Raw genomic sequence first — 14,070 nt, forward strand, 5'->3', positions numbered from 1 at the left:
GCCGTCGGGTGCGTGCAGTGGCCTTTGAGCCGCTCCGCCGGATCGTCGGTCCCTTCACCGGCCGCCGATTCCCGCCCGCTCAGGACACACGCGCCGCAGCGGTGCGTATACGGAAGTCGGCCCAAGGGGCCATCTCCGACTCCTCGTTCATCTCCTCGTACCAGCCCGTGCCATCGACCCAGGTGCGCAGCCAGTCCGTGAGGCTCGGGGCGTCCACGTACCACGCCTGGTCGGCGTCGTCGGCGTTCGGTTCGAAGAGCAGGACCGGGGCCTGAGGGCTGCGGCAGTCCACGCAGGCGTACATCGCGCAGCCCCAGTGGGATATCGGCAGGACGCCCTCGGGCCAGGGCCAGTCGGGGTCCTTGTGGGCGTTCTCCCGGTTGGCGAGGTACTGCGTGACGGCGGCGGGCTCGCCGGCCGGAGGACTGTCGAGCAGGGGCAACAGGCCGTACTCCGGACCGAATCCGCCGTCACCTATACGCAGGTAGAGGTCGGCGAGCAGCGAGGGCAGGCGGAAGCCGAGCGTGGCCTCGGCGCGGGCCAGGGTGGCCGCGTCCACGGGCTCGGGGAGGGAAGTCCAGCCCCACGGGCGGATGGTGCGGGCCTTGTCCGCCACCCTCGTCAGCAACTGCTCGTTCTCCGTCATGCGTTCATCATGCAAGCCGCCACTGACATTCGGTCCGGCCTGTGGACAACCGCGTGACTGTGGAAAACGTGCGCCTGTCGGCCCTGCCCCGCTCGGCTACCGGCTCGCAGCGATCGGGACGCCTACCAGCTCGACGCGAACGGCTGGTTCGTCGACACGATCTCGCGGCCCAACGGGAACAACGACACCGGGATCAGCTTGAAGTTGGCGATGCCGAACGGGATGCCGATGATCGTGACGCACAGGGCGAGGCCGGTGACGATGTGGCCGATGGCCAGCCACCAGCCGGCGAGGACCAGCCACAGGACATTGCCTATGCAGGAGGGCGCTCCGGCGTCGCGTCGCTCGACCGTGGTGTACCCGAAGGGCCACAGGGCGTAGATGCCGATGCGGAAGGCCGCGATGCCGAAGGGGATGCCGATGATGGTGATGCAGAGCAGGAGGCCCGCGAGCATGTAGCCGAGGAACAGCCAGAAGCCGCTCAGGACGAGCCAGATGACGTTGAGGATGGTCTTCACTGTGGGGGGCCTGCCATCTTTTCGAGCCGGGCGATACGGTCCGCCATCGGCGGGTGGGTGGAGAACATTTTGGAGAACCCCTGCCCCGGGCGGAAGGGGTTCGCGATCATCATGTGGCTGGCGGTCTCGATGCGGGGCTCGGGGGGCAGCGGGAGCTGCTTGGTGCCGAGTTCGAGCTTGCGCAGGGCGCTGGCGAGGGCGAGCGGGTCGCCGGTGAGCTGGGCGCCGGACGCGTCCGCCTCGTACTCCCGGGAGCGGCTGATGGCCAGCTGGATGAGCGTGGCGGCGAGCGGGCCGAGGATCATGATCAGCAGCATGCCGAGGATGCCGGGGCCGTCGTCGTCATCGGAACGGCCGATCGGGATCAGCCAGGCGAAGTTGACCAGGAACATGATCACGGAGGCGAGTGCGCCGGCGACCGACGAGATCAGGATGTCGCGGTTGTAGACGTGGCTGAGCTCGTGGCCGATGACGCCGCGCAGTTCGCGCTCGTCGAGGATGCGCAGGATGCCTTCCGTGCAGCACACGGCGGCGTTGCGCGGGTTGCGGCCCGTCGCGAACGCGTTCGGTGCCTCCGTCGGGGAAATGTAGAGGCGGGGCATGGGCTGGCGGGCCTGGGTAGAGAGCTCTCGGACCATGCGGTAGAGAGCGGGGGCCTCGAACTCGCTGACCGGGCGGGCGCGCATCGCACGCAGCGCCAGCTTGTCGCTGTTCCAGTACGCGTACGCGTTGGTGCCCAGCGCGATCAGGACCGCGACGACAAGCCCCATCCGGCCGAAGAAGCTGCCGATGACGATGATGACTGCGGACAGTCCTCCGAGGAGGACCGCGGTCCTGAGCCCGTTGTGCCGGCGGTGCACGGTACGCCCTCCAAATCGTGCCGCAGGGGAACCCTTTGCTGGTCGATATCCGATGCCACTGGTGCCGTGGCGTCACGTCCAGTGGACCCTTCTGTACTGGTCAACGCCAGGCGAGGGCCTCGGGTTCCCTGGTGTGTGCGGCGGCGGGCGTGGGCCGTCCGGGTGAAGGCGCCGGCGTGCGGCCGCGCGCGGAGGTTGAGTGCTCCACGCGCGCGTGCGGAAGACGTCAGGCTCAGAACAGGCCGGTGTCGGCGAAGCGCAGGATCAGCTGGGGAGCTCCGGACAGGGCGATGCCGACGACTGCGGTGAGAGCCATCGTCGCCGTCAGTGGCGCGGGGACGAGGTGCCTGACGGCCTCGCCCTCGGAAGCGCGGAACAGCAGGGCCGTCCACTGGAGGTAGTAGAACAGCGCGATCACGACGTTGACGGCCATGACCACGGCCAGCCAGCCCAGGCCCGCGTCGACGGCGGCCGAGAAGACGGTGACCTTGGCGAAGAGGCCGATGATGCCCGGCGGGAGTCCGGCGAGGCAGAGCAGGAAGAAGGCCAGGATCAAGGCCGACAAGGGGTTGCGCGCGTACAGGCCGCGGTAGTCGCTGATCCGGTTGAGGGGCTTCGTACGGCCGACGAGCGCGGCCACCGCGAAGGCGCCGAGGTTCACGGCGGCGTACATGAGGGCGTAGGCGACGGTGGAGCCGATGGACCGCTCGGCGTCGTCGGAGTACGCGGCGGCGGCGATCGGTACCAGGAGGTAGCCGGCCTGGCCGACGGAGGACCAGGCGAGCAGGCGAACCGCGCTGTACGCGTGCGTGGCCTGCTGGCGCAGTGCGCCGACGTTGCCGACAGTCATGGTGAGGGCGGCCAGCGCCGCGAGGGCCGGGCCCCAGACGTCGGCGTACGACGGAAGGGCGATGACGGTGACGAGGATCAGACCGGTGAAGCCGACCGCCTTGCCGACGACCGACAGGTAGGCGGCGACCGGCAGCGGCGCCCCCACGTAGGTGTCCGGCACCCAGAAGTGGAAGGGGACGGCGGCCGTCTTGAAGGCGAAGCCGACCAGGGTGAGGACGACTCCGGTCTGGGCGAGGGTCTGGAGCTGTCCGTCGACGTTCTGGATCCGGTCGGCGATCTGGGTGAGGTAGAGGGTGCCTGTGGAGGCGTACACGAAGCTGATGCCCATGAGGCTGACCGCGGTCGCGGTGACCGAGGACAGGAAGAACTTCAGGGCCGCTTCGGAGGACTTGCGGTCTCCGTGGCGGAGGCCGACCAGCGCGAAGGCCGGGAGGGAGGCCACTTCGAGGGCGACGATGAGGGTCGCCAGGTCCCGGGAGGCGGGCAGGAGGGCGGCTCCGGCGGCGGAGGAGAGCAGCAGGAACCAGAACTCCCCTTCGGGGAGTTCCTTGTTGGCGTCCTTGAGGGCGGTGACCGACAGGAGGGCCGCGAGGAGAGCGCCGCCGAGGACCAGGAACTGGATGACGAGGGTGAACCGGTCGGCCGTGTAGCTGCAGACTCCGGCGTCGCCGGTCAGGCAGAAGGTGGAGCGGTCGCCGTCGAGGAGGGGCAGGAGCAGGAGCAACGAGGCGGCGAGGCCGGCCACGGACGTCCAGCCGAGCAGGGCCTTCCTGTGCTCCGCGACGAACAGGTCGGCGACGAGGGCCACGAGTCCGGCGAACGCCGCGACCGTGGGCGGAGCGATGGCGAGCCAGTCGACGGACTGGACCACCGCTTCGGCCAGGGGCTGGGCCAGGGAGCTCATCGGGTGCCTCCTGCGAGGAGCTGCTGCACTGCCGGGTCGGTCAGGCCGAGGAGGGTCTTCGGCCACAGTCCGGCGACGACGGTGAGGGCGACGAGCGGGGTCCAGGCCGCGAACTCGTACGTCTGGACGTCGGCGAGCTTCGGGGCGTCCTGTGGTGCGGCGCCCATGCAGACGCGGCGGACCACGACGAGCAGGTAGGCGGCCGTGAGCAGGGTGCCGAAGGCGCCGATCGCCATGAAGGTGAGGAAGGCCGGGCGGCTGAGGCCGGGGGCGGGCTCGAACGCGCCGAACAGTGCGAGCATCTCGCCCCAGAACCCGGCGAGGCCCGGCAGCCCGAGGGAGGCGACCGCGGCGAACGCGAGCATGCCGCCGAGGCGCGGTGCCTTGCCGTAGAGCGCGGCGCCGGTCTGCTCGGCGAGAGCGTCGAGGTCGGTGGTGCCCGTGCGGTCCTTCAGCGCGCCGACCAGGAAGAAGAGGAGGCCGGTGATGAGGCCGTGGGCGATGTTGGCGAACAGGGCGCCGTTCACTCCTGTCGGGGTCATCGTGGCGATGCCGAGCAGGACGAAGCCCATGTGTCCGACGGAGGAGTAGGCGATGAGCCGCTTGAGGTCGCCCTTCGCGCCCTGTTTGGCGAGGGCGAGGCAGGCCAGGGATCCGTAGATGATCCCGACGACGGCGAAGGCGGCGAGGTAAGGCGCGAAGTCGGCGAAGCCGTCGGGGGCGATCGGCAGGAGGATGCGGACGAACCCGTACGTGCCCATCTTCAGCAGCACACCGGCCAGCAGGACCGACCCGACGGTCGGCGCGGCGGTGTGGGCGTCGGGCAGCCAGCTGTGCAGCGGCCACATCGGCGTCTTGACCGCGAGCCCGATCCCGATCGCCAAAACGGCGATGACCTGCACGGATGCGGTCAGCGACCGGCCGTTGTCAGTGGCGAGTGCCACCATGTCGAATGTGCCCGCCTTGATTCCGATCAGGAGCAGGCCGAGCAGCATGACCACGGAGCCGAGCAGTGTGAAGAGGATGAACTTCCAGGCGGCCTCGGCCCGGCCCTCACCGCCCCAGCGGGCGATGAGGAAGTACATCGGGATGAGGACCATCTCGAAGGCGAGGAAGAAGAGGAGCAGGTCGAGGACGGCGAAGCTCGCGAGGGTGCCGGACTCCAGGACGAGCAGCAGTGCGACGAAGGCCTTCGGGGTCGGGCCCGACGGCATCTTGAAGTAGGAGTAGAGCGCGCAGAGGAAGGTCAGCAGCGCGGTCAGGACCAGAAGGGGGAGGGAAATGCCGTCGACGCCGAGGTGGATGCGCACGTCGAGTGCGGGGATCCAGCTGATGTCCGTGCTGGCCTGCATCTTCGACGGCTGGTCGTGGTCGAAGCCGAGCGCGAGGACGATCGCGGCGATGAGGACCGCGCCGGTGACGGTCACACCGTGCCGCAGCACCGCCTGCTCGGGCGACTTCCCCTTCAGCCCAGGCGGGGCGGGCAGGAGAGCGGCGGCCGCGCCGAGGAGTGGGCCGACGACGACGAACGCCAGAAGGAACTGCATCACGGACTCGCTGATATCGATCACGCCTGCTCACGCTCCCGTGGCGACGAGGACGGCGGCGACCGCGAGCACGACGGTGCCGGCGAGCAGCGCGCTCACATAGGTCTGCACATTGCCGGTCTGGGCACGCCGTACGGCGATGCCGAGCCAGCGAGGTAGGGCACCCGCACCACGGACGTAGGTGTCGACGACCTCGCGGTCGAGGAACCGGACGAGACTCGCGCCGGCCTGGACCGGACGGACGAACAGCGCCCGGTACACGGCGTCGAGGTGGAAGCCGACGGCCGCGTGGCGGTGCAGAGGGCCGAGCAGCAGTCGGCCCGGGTCGGCCGGGTCGGGTGCGTAGGCCACTCCCCCGTACACGGGTGCGTGGCTGGCGATGGCTTCGGCCTCGACCTGGGCGGCGTCCCCTTCCGGGTGGGCCGCGACCGCACCCAGCGGGACGCGCGCCGCCACGACCGTGGTGTGGCGCCAGGCCGCGTAGGTGACGATGCCGCCGACGAGGGCCACTCCCGTGCCGAGGACGGAGGTGGTGAGGGTCGGGGCGAGGTCGCGGCCGTCGAACCAGTCGGGCAGCACCCGGTAGGCGAAGGCGCCGACGGCGAGGGAGGGAACGGCGAGCACCCACAGCACCACCGTCATCGTCAGCGGCTGCCTGCCGTGGTCGGGAGCCTGGGCGCCTCGGCCGCGGAACGCCAGCAGCCACAGCCGCATCGCGTAGGCGGCGGTGAGCAGGGCCGTGAGCAGACCGGCGACGAGGACGACCCAGCCGGAGGCGCCGGGGACGTGCTCGGCGTGGCCGGTGGCCGCGTGCTCGGCGGCGCCGAGGACGGACTCCTTGGAGAAGAAGCCGCTGAACGGCGGGATCGCGGCGAGCGCGAGGAGCGCCACGGTCATCGTCCAGAAGGCGTCGGGGACGCGGTCGCGCAGGTGGCTCATGCGGGACATGGCGGCCAGCGAGTTGGTGCCGGCGGCGTGGATGATCACGCCGGCCGCGAGGAACAGCAGCGCCTTGAAGGCGCCGTGCGAGAGGAGGTGGAAGACGGCGGCGCCGCGGTCGGCGACGGCGAGAGCGCCGGTCATGTAGCCGAGCTGGCCGATCGTCGAGTAGGCGAGGACGCGCTTGATGTCGTCCTGGGCGAGCGCGGCGAGGCCAGAGCCGATCATCGTGACGGCGGCCATCACGGCGAGAACGACCATCGCGGCTTGGGAGGCCTCGAAGACCGGGAGGAGACGGGCGATGAAGTAGACACCGGCGGCGACCATCGTCGCGGCGTGGATCAGCGCGGAGACGGGCGTCGGGCCCGCCATCGCGTCGGGAAGCCAGGTGTGCAGCGGGAACTGCGCCGACTTGCCCGCCACGCCCGCGAGGAGCAGCAGGGCGACCAGGGTCGGGTTGTCGAGGCCGCCGCTGGCGACGGTGCCGAGGATCTTCGTGATGCGGAAGGACCCGGCGTCGGTGGCCAGCGCGAACAGGCCGATGAGGAAGGGGACGTCGCCGAGCTTGGTGACCAGGAAGGCCTTGATGGAGGCGGCGCGGGCCTCGGGGGTTTCCCAGTAGTGGCCGACCAGGAAGTACGAGCAGATGCCCATGATCTCCCAGCCGACCAGCAGCACCATCAGGTCGCCGGAGTAGACGACGAGCAGCATCGCGGAGGTGAACAGGGAGACAAGCGCGGCGTACGAGGGGTAGCGCGGGTCCTCGCGCAGGTAGCCCGTCGAGTAGATCTGCACGCAGGTGGCGACGACGCCGACGAGTACGGCGACGAGGGCTGCGAAGCCGTCGATGTGCAGGGCGAGTTCGATCGGGACCGAGCCGGTGGGCGTGAGCTCGGTGGCGGCGTTGATCGCCTGGTCGCCGCCCTGGCGCACGGCGACGACCGCGGCGAGCACGAGGGACGCGAGCACCGGCAGGACGGCGAACGGGCGGACGAAGCCGGGGGCAGTGCGGCCGAGAAGCAGGCCGGCCGCGGCGCCCAGGAACGGAAGGAGGGGGACGAGGGCGGCGAGGGTGGTCGTGGTCACGCGGTGGCCTCAGCCTTCTCGGCCTGCGCGGCCGTGGAGGCGTCGCGGTCGGGGCCGTCGGATTCGTGACCCTCGGCGGTGTCGCGGAGCTTGTCGATGTCCGAGGTCCCGCGGTTGCGGTGGACGGCGAGGACGATCGCCAGGCCGATGCCGATCTCGGCGGCGGCGATGGTGATCGTGAAGAGGGTCAGGGCCTGGCCGGAGTGCAGGGTCTCCTCGGCGGCCTTGCTGAGCCAGACGTCGAAGGCGACCAGGTTGAGGTTGACGGCGTTGAGCATCAACTCGACGGACATCAGGACCAGGATCGCGTTGCGGCGGGCGAGGACGCCGTACAGGCCGGTGCAGAAGAGGAGGGCGGAGAGTACGGCGGGATAGGCGAGGTGCATCAGCGCGGCTCCTTCTCGCTCGGGGCGCCGGGCTCGGTGGCGGCCGGAGCGGGGACGCCGGTTGTCGAGGGCGTGCCGGGCCCGGTGCGGTCGCCCGCCCGGGCGTCGGTGCCGGACCCGTCCGCTGCGGGCTCCTTCGCCTTGCGGGAGAGGACGATCGCGCCGACCAGGGCGGCGAGGAGGAGGACGGAGAGGGCCTCGAAGGGGAGGACCCAGTTCTGGAAGAGGCTCTCGCCGGTGGCCCTGGTGGAGCCGGCGGCGGGGCCGTCGAGGTCGATCCAGGTCGTGCGGAAGGCGTCGACGACCACCCAGATCAGGGTCGCCGCGGAGGCGACGGCCACGGTGAGGGCGGCCCAGCGGTTGCCGGAGTCGGCGTCCGGGGAGCGGCCGATGGGGGCCCTGGTGAGCATCAGGCCGAACAGGAGGAGGACGACGACGGAACCGACGTAGATGAGGACCTGCACCCAGGCGATGAACTCGGCGGTGAGCAGGAGGTACTCGACGGCGAGGCCGCCGAGCGTGACCACCAGCCACAGGGCGGCGTGCACCAGCTGCCGGGTGGTGACGGTGACCAGCGCGGCGCCGAAGGTGACCAGGCCGACGAGGAGGAAGACGATCTCGACGCCGGTCGGGGAGAGAAAGCCGTGCGTGTCGGCGGCCGTGGTCAGAGCGGCGTGGGTGGGGCTCACGACTCGCCCTCCTGCGGCTCGGTCGGCTCTTTCGGCTCGGCCTGGGCGGCCGCCAGCTTCTCGGCGCTCTTGCGGGCGGCGGCGATCTCCTTGGGCTCCTCCGCGCCGGGGTCGAGGGCGGGCGGGGCCGGGACGGTCCACATCCACTCGCGGAGCTTGTCGCGCTCGTGGGTGAGTTCGCGGATGTCGGTCTCGGCGTACTCGAACTCCGGGGACCAGAACAGGGCGTCGAAGGGACAGACCTCGATGCAGATACCGCAGTACATGCACAGGGAGAAGTCGATGGCGAAGCGGTCGAGGACGTTGCGGCTGCGTTCACGGCCGCCGGGGGCCGCCGCCGGGACCGTCTCCTTGTGGGAGTCGATGTAGATGCACCAGTCGGGGCACTCGCGGGCGCACAGCATGCAGACCGTGCAGTTCTCCTCGAACAGGCCGATCACACCGCGTGTACGGGGCGGGAGGTCGGGCTGGGTGTCCGGGTACTGCGCGGTGACGGATTTCCTCGTCATCGTGCGGAGGGTGACGGCCAGGCCCTTGGCGAGGCCGGAGCCGGGGATGGGGGCCATGGTTACTGGATCACCACCTTGACGACGCCGGTGAGGGCGATCTGGGCGAGGGAGAGCGGGACGAGGAGGGTCCAGGAGAGCTTCTGGAGCTGGTCCTCGCGCAGCCGGGGGTAGGTGACGCGGAGCCAGATCACGATGAACGCAAGGACGGCCGTTTTCAGCAGGGTCCAGACCCAGCCGAGCCCGTCGGCGCCCCAGGGGCCGTGCCAGCCGCCCAGGAAGAGGACGGTGGTCAGACCGCACAGGACGACGATTCCGGCGTACTCGGCGAGGAGGAAGAGAGCGAAACGGAGCCCGGTGTACTCGGTGTAGGCGCCGAAGATGATCTCCGAGTCGGCGACGGGCATGTCGAACGGCGGGCGCTGGAGCTCGGCCAGACCGGCGACGAAGAAGACGATCGCGCCGACGATCTGCCAGGGCAGCCACCACCACTCGAAGGCGTCGAGGATGCCGGGGAGGGAGACGGTGCCGGCCGCCATGGCCACGGAGGCGGCGGTGAGCAGCATCGGGAGTTCGTAGGCGAGGAGCTGAGCGGCGGTGCGCAGGCCGCCGAGGAGGGAGAACTTGTTGGCGGAGGCCCAGCCGGCCATGAGCGAGCCGAGGACCCCCACGCCCATGACCGCCAGGACGAAGAAGATGCCCGCGTCGATGACCTCGCCGACCGCGCCCTCGCCCGGGCCGATGGGGATGGCGAGGAGGACGAGCAGATAGGGGAGGAGGGCCACTGCGGGGGCTAGCTGGAAGATGCGGCGGTCCGCGCCCGCCGGGACGATGTCTTCCTTCTGCGCGAACTTCACGCCGTCGGCGACGAGCTGGGCCCAGCCGTGGAAGCCGCCGGCGTACATCGGGCCGAGGCGGCCCTGCATATGGGCCATCACCTTGTGCTCGGTCTGGCCGATGAGCAGGGGGAAGGTGAGGAAGACGACAAAGACGATCAGGAGTCGCAGGGTGACGTCGAGCGCGTCGTTCACTGCGGGCCTCCTGCTGGCTCTGCGGGGTCTGCTGGGTCTGCGGTGTCTGCGCGGCCTCCGGTGGAGTCCGCGGTGCCTTCGCGCTCGTCGGTGGTGGCCTCGCCGGGCTCGGGTTGGTCGAGCCGGCCGGACTGCTCGGGGGCCGAAGTGGGCTTCGGCTCGGGCTCGTCGAAGGCGGGGCGGGCGTGGTGCCAGGGGGCGTCCGGGCTCCGAGGGGCTGTGGGAGATGTCGGAGCCGCATGTGACGCAGCCGCATCTGACGCAGCCTCGTCGGGCCTGGCCGCGTCGGGCCTGGCCGCGTCGGGCCTGGCCGCGTCGGGCATGGCCCCACCTGACCCGACCGTGTCCGAGGCGGGTGTGCCGGACTCAGGTGCGTCGGACGAAGCCACGTCCGGCGTGGTCGCGCCGGAAGCGGGCCGTTGGGTCGCGGAGCCGTCCGACGCGCTGTGTGAACGGCGGGGCCCGGCCGGGGCGGTGCCCGTGGCCGGGCGCTGGGAAGCGGAGCCTTCGCTCGCGCTGCGCGCACGCCGGGCCGACGGAGCGGCGGTCGCCGCCGTCTCCGGCGCGGCACCCGCTCCCTCGCTCGTCGTGTCCGCCGGCGCCTGCGCCCGCTGGCTCGCCGAGCCCCCGCCGACACTCCGCGAACGCCGAGGTGTGGCCGACGTGCCGGTGCCCGCGGGAGGGGCGCCCGCCCCCGTCGAGGGCTCGGCTGCTCCCGCGGCGGCCGTCTGGCCGACCGAACCCTCTGTGGCCGAAGCCGCTCCCTGCCGGCTGACCGAGTCCTGCTGGCCGACCGACCCTTGCGACGCCGTACGCGCCCGCCGCGCCGCACTCGCACCAGCCGTCGAGGCGCCGCCCTCGGCCGGAGCCTCCGCCTGGCCGGCCGAGCCCTCCGCCGCCGTACGGGCACGCCGTACCGGTCGTTCTCCCGCCGCGCGTCCCGCGCCCCTGGCCGGGCGGGCCGGGGCAGGGGGGAGCTGGCCCTTCAGGGGGCCCCATTCGTTCGGGTCGGGGACGCCGGGAGGCAGCATCTGGCGGCGTTTCGGGCCGCCGTGTTCGGACTCGCCGGGCTCCTTGGCACCGGGCCAGGCCTTGGCGACGCGGGCGGCCAGGACGAAGTCCTTGCGGAGGGGGTGGCCCTCGAAGTTGTCCGGGAGGAGCAGGTGGTCCAGGCCCGGGTGGTCGGCGAAGAGGACGCCGAACATCTCGTGCGTCTCGCGTTCGTGCCAGGCGGCGCCCGCGTACACGCCGACCGCCGAGGGCAGCGTCGGCGCCTCGTGCGGGACCGTCGTGCGGACCAGCAGGCGTCGTACCGGCGACAGAGCCGCGACGTGGGCGGCGACGCGGAAGCCCGTGCCGGGTTCGTCGACCGCGCTCAGCCAGTCGAAGTAGGTGCAGCCCAGTTCGTCGCGGGCCGCCTCCAGGGCCGCGAGCCAGGACGCCGGGGGTACGTCGACCGTCAGGACCTCGTACGACTCCTCGGCCGTGGCCTCTGGGCCGAAGAGGTCCTCGACGGGGGCCGGCAGCCAGCCGATCGTCGTCATCGGTCGGCCTCCCCCGCGCCGGTGCCGCCGGAACCCGGCGCCTCCGGAGCCCTGACCAGCCCGCTCTGTAGCGCCGCCGTGGACGGCCGGGCCGTCGTGGCGCCGTACCGCTCCCCCAGCGACTCCCGGGCGATCTTCTCCTGGAGCTTCAGGATCCCCTGGAGCAGCGCCTCGGGGCGGGGCGGGCAGCCGGGGACGTACACGTCGACCGGGATGATCTGGTCGACGCCCTTGGTGACGGAGTAGGAGTCCCAGTACGGGCCGCCGCAGTTCGAGCAGGCCCCGAAGGAGATGACGTACTTCGGCTCGGGCATCTGTTCGTACAGGCGCTTCACGGCCGGAGCCATCTTGTCCGTGACCGTGCCGGAGACGACCATCAGGTCGGCCTGGCGCGGGCCGGGCGCGAACGGGATCACGCCGAGGCGGATGAAGTCGTGGCGGGCCATCGACGCGGCGATGAACTCGATCGCGCAGCAGGCGAGGCCGAAGTTGAAGACCCAGAGGGAGTACCGGCGGCCCCAGTTGAGGATCACCTTCATCGGCTCCGGGGCCAGCCGGGCCAGCGCGCCCAGCCGCTTCGGCTCCGGCAGCAGAACGGGCTGCGGGTCGGTGTCTGGCGTCACGTCCATGCCAGGACGCCCTTCTTGTATGCGTAGAGCAGGCCCACGGCCAGGAAGCCGAGGAAGACGAACATCTCGACGAGCGTGGTCGCGCCGTAGCCCGGGTCGGCGAAGACCGTGGCCCAGGGGAACAGGAAGATCGAGTCGATGGCGAAGATCACGTAGAGGAAGGCGTAGACGTAGTAGCGGACCTGGGTGTGGGCCCAGCCCTCGCCGACGGGGTCGACACCGCACTCGTACGTCAGGAGCTTCTCGGGCGTGGGGACCACGGGACGCAGCAGGCGGCCCGCCCCGAAGGCGACTGCGACGAACAGCACGCCGACGACGGCCAGCAGTCCGACGACCGAGTAGGACTGGAAGTAGTCCGCCGCCACGACGACGGTCTGTTCCGACACGTCCGCCCCTCGCTCCCTGACCTCGTAACCGATGCCTCAGGACCAGTGTCCTGCGACCGGTGCTCGTGTGAACACTGCTGCTTCCGGTGAACACCGCTGTTCGACGATCTGTACGCACGGGAGTCTAGGCCCTGCTAAAGAGACCGTAAGCAGCCCGTCACGCGTTGAGATCCCGTCGAGATATGACAGTGCTGTGCCCTGGGCCGTCGGGGGTGGGGATTTCCCCCGTAGACGGAGGCGGCCCGCCTCATGGCGCCGCGGCGCACCGCGCGGCACGCTAGCCCATATGACCGAACGCCCCACCACTTCGCGGGACGCCTCCGGGCGGTCCGACGGCGACCAGCCGCCGCTGCCGCCCGCCCGTTTCGCCTACGACCGGCACACCTGGAAGGAGATCGCGCATCTCCTGGCGAACCTTCCGTTGTCGCTGCTCGGCTTCACCTACGTCGTGGTGGTGCTGTCCACCGGCGCCTTCCTGACCCTGACGGTGATCGGGTTTCCGCTGCTCGCGGCCGGGCTGATGGGCGCGCGGCAGCTGGGCAAGCTGGAGCGGGCACGCGCGCGTGCGCTGCTCGGGGTGCGGGTGGACGAGTCGAGTCCGATGCCGTTGCGCGGCGGCAAGGACGGCTTCTTCCCGCAGCTGTGGCTGGCGCTGAAGGATCCCGTCGGCTGGCGCACGATCCTGTACGACTTCATCCGGCTGCCCTGGGGCGTCCTCACCTTCACCATCACGTTGACCTCACTGTTCGTGCTGTGGCCGGTGCTGCCGTTCATCGCGCGGGGCCTGTCGAACGCGGACCGGGCGATGGTGCGCGGCCTGCTGTCGCCCTCCGACGAGCTGGAGCGCCGTATCGCCGAGCTGGAGTCGGACCGGGGTGTCGTCGTGGACACGGCCGCGGCCGACCTGCGCCGGATCGAGCGCGACCTGCACGACGGCGCGCAGGCCCGCCTGGTCAACCTGGCCATGGGGCTGGGCCTGGCCAAGGAGAAGCTGCTGGAGGATCCCGAATCGGCGGCGGCGATGGTCTCGGAGGCGCACGGCGAGGTGAAGCTGGCGCTGCAGGAGCTGCGGGACCTGGCGCGCGGTATCCATCCGGCGGTCCTGACCGACCGCGGTCTGGACGCCGCTCTGTCGGCGGTGGCCTCGCGCTGCACCGTGCCGGTGAAGGTGACCGTCGACCTGCTGTCCAGACCGGCGGCGGCCATCGAGGGAATCGCCTACTTCACCGTTTCGGAGCTGCTCCAGAACGTCAGCAAGCACAGCGCGGCGAAGTCGGCATCGGTCGAGGTGTGGCGGTCGGACGACCGGCTGCTCATCCAGGTGTGGGACGACGGCCGTGGCGGCGCGCGACTCGACGGCGGCACCGGCATGCGCGGGCTCGCCGACCGGCTGGACGCCGTGGACGGCCTCTTCGTCATCGAGTCACCGCAGGGCGGTCCGACGACCGTGACGGCGGAACTGCCGTGGCGGGACCGCGTCCCCGGCCAGGGGTAAGGGCGGGGCTAGGCACCGGGCCGGGGTAGGGAAAACCCCCCGTTCGAGACGC

The 14,070-nt window shown here is 71.1% G+C and carries 14 protein-coding genes; 1 reads left to right on the plus strand and 13 read right to left on the minus strand.

The window, feature by feature from the left end:
• Positions 1 to 79: 79 nt before the first annotated feature.
• The 13 genes from ACFU95_RS01570 to ACFU95_RS01630 form a co-directional block, all read right to left on the minus strand.
• Entirely contained in the window at positions 80 to 646 is a 567-nt protein-coding gene (locus ACFU95_RS01570) for an SMI1/KNR4 family protein (RefSeq protein ID WP_383820109.1), read from the minus strand.
• A gap of 122 nt (positions 647 to 768) precedes the next feature.
• Positions 769 to 1,164, minus strand: coding sequence for a YccF domain-containing protein (locus tag ACFU95_RS01575; RefSeq protein WP_030046327.1), 396 nt, complete (start codon positions 1,162 to 1,164; stop codon positions 769 to 771).
• Entirely contained in the window at positions 1,161 to 2,024 is an 864-nt protein-coding gene (gene htpX / locus ACFU95_RS01580) for a zinc metalloprotease HtpX (protein ID WP_370262818.1), read from the minus strand. Before htpX ends, ACFU95_RS01575 begins: the two co-directional genes overlap by 4 nt.
• 232 nt (positions 2,025 to 2,256) lie before the next feature.
• Complete coding sequence (locus tag ACFU95_RS01585; protein ID WP_383820113.1) at positions 2,257 to 3,780, minus strand: NADH-quinone oxidoreductase subunit N; 1,524 nt, start codon at positions 3,778 to 3,780, stop codon at positions 2,257 to 2,259.
• On the minus strand, positions 3,777 to 5,351 hold the full coding sequence (locus ACFU95_RS01590) for a NuoM family protein (protein WP_383820117.1): 1,575 nt from the start codon (positions 5,349 to 5,351) through the stop codon (positions 3,777 to 3,779). Before ACFU95_RS01590 ends, ACFU95_RS01585 begins: the two co-directional genes overlap by 4 nt.
• A gap of 6 nt (positions 5,352 to 5,357) precedes the next feature.
• Positions 5,358 to 7,352 carry an NADH-quinone oxidoreductase subunit L gene (locus ACFU95_RS01595; protein WP_383820118.1) on the minus strand — a complete coding sequence of 665 codons (1,995 nt, stop codon included), beginning with the start codon at positions 7,350 to 7,352 and terminating at the stop codon, positions 5,358 to 5,360.
• Positions 7,349 to 7,738, minus strand: a complete 390-nt coding sequence (gene nuoK / locus ACFU95_RS01600; RefSeq protein ID WP_383820120.1) for an NADH-quinone oxidoreductase subunit NuoK — start codon at positions 7,736 to 7,738, stop codon at positions 7,349 to 7,351. Before nuoK ends, ACFU95_RS01595 begins: the two co-directional genes overlap by 4 nt.
• On the minus strand, positions 7,738 to 8,406 hold the full coding sequence (locus tag ACFU95_RS01605; protein ID WP_383820449.1) for an NADH-quinone oxidoreductase subunit J: 669 nt from the start codon (positions 8,404 to 8,406) through the stop codon (positions 7,738 to 7,740). Before ACFU95_RS01605 ends, nuoK begins: the two co-directional genes overlap by 1 nt.
• Positions 8,407 to 8,423: 17 nt before the next feature.
• Positions 8,424 to 8,993 carry a NuoI/complex I 23 kDa subunit family protein gene (locus ACFU95_RS01610; protein ID WP_383820123.1) on the minus strand — a complete coding sequence of 190 codons (570 nt, stop codon included), beginning with the start codon at positions 8,991 to 8,993 and terminating at the stop codon, positions 8,424 to 8,426.
• A gap of 2 nt (positions 8,994 to 8,995) precedes the next feature.
• Entirely contained in the window at positions 8,996 to 9,964 is a 969-nt protein-coding gene (locus ACFU95_RS01615; RefSeq protein ID WP_048583064.1) for a complex I subunit 1 family protein, read from the minus strand.
• Positions 9,961 to 11,508: an NADH-quinone oxidoreductase subunit C gene (locus ACFU95_RS01620; protein WP_383820126.1), complete on the minus strand. Its 1,548-nt coding sequence runs from the start codon at positions 11,506 to 11,508 to the stop codon at positions 9,961 to 9,963. Before ACFU95_RS01620 ends, ACFU95_RS01615 begins: the two co-directional genes overlap by 4 nt.
• On the minus strand, positions 11,505 to 12,137 hold the full coding sequence (locus ACFU95_RS01625; RefSeq protein ID WP_383820129.1) for an NADH-quinone oxidoreductase subunit B: 633 nt from the start codon (positions 12,135 to 12,137) through the stop codon (positions 11,505 to 11,507). Before ACFU95_RS01625 ends, ACFU95_RS01620 begins: the two co-directional genes overlap by 4 nt.
• Entirely contained in the window at positions 12,128 to 12,523 is a 396-nt protein-coding gene (locus ACFU95_RS01630; protein ID WP_234767060.1) for an NADH-quinone oxidoreductase subunit A, read from the minus strand. Before ACFU95_RS01630 ends, ACFU95_RS01625 begins: the two co-directional genes overlap by 10 nt.
• A 286-nt stretch (positions 12,524 to 12,809) precedes the next feature.
• On the opposite strand from ACFU95_RS01630, the gene ACFU95_RS01635 reads away from it, so the two are divergent.
• The gene (locus ACFU95_RS01635; protein ID WP_383820133.1) at positions 12,810 to 14,018 is read left to right on the plus strand and encodes a sensor histidine kinase; all 1,209 of its coding nucleotides are present in this window, start codon (positions 12,810 to 12,812) and stop codon (positions 14,016 to 14,018) included.
• The last annotated feature ends 52 nt before the right edge of the window (positions 14,019 to 14,070 follow it).

The organism is Streptomyces sp. NPDC057623, from assembly GCF_042800355.1.
Taxonomy (GTDB): domain Bacteria; phylum Actinomycetota; class Actinomycetes; order Streptomycetales; family Streptomycetaceae; genus Streptomyces.

What these genes read in the sequence shown, in the direction of transcription:
- ACFU95_RS01570 (WP_383820109.1), bottom strand. Translation starts at nt 646, where the DNA reads ATGACGGAGAACGAGCAGTTGCTGACGAGGGTGGCGGACAAGGCCCGC.
- ACFU95_RS01585 (WP_383820113.1), bottom strand. Translation starts at nt 3,780, where the DNA reads ATGAGCTCCCTGGCCCAGCCCCTGGCCGAAGCGGTGGTCCAGTCCGTC.
- nuoK (WP_383820120.1), bottom strand. Translation starts at nt 7,738, where the DNA reads ATGCACCTCGCCTATCCCGCCGTACTCTCCGCCCTCCTCTTCTGCACC.
- ACFU95_RS01610 (WP_383820123.1), bottom strand. Translation starts at nt 8,993, where the DNA reads ATGGCCCCCATCCCCGGCTCCGGCCTCGCCAAGGGCCTGGCCGTCACC.
- ACFU95_RS01620 (WP_383820126.1), bottom strand. Translation starts at nt 11,508, where the DNA reads ATGACGACGATCGGCTGGCTGCCGGCCCCCGTCGAGGACCTCTTCGGC.
- ACFU95_RS01625 (WP_383820129.1), bottom strand. Translation starts at nt 12,137, where the DNA reads ATGGACGTGACGCCAGACACCGACCCGCAGCCCGTTCTGCTGCCGGAG.
- ACFU95_RS01635 (WP_383820133.1), top strand. Translation starts at nt 12,810, where the DNA reads ATGACCGAACGCCCCACCACTTCGCGGGACGCCTCCGGGCGGTCCGAC.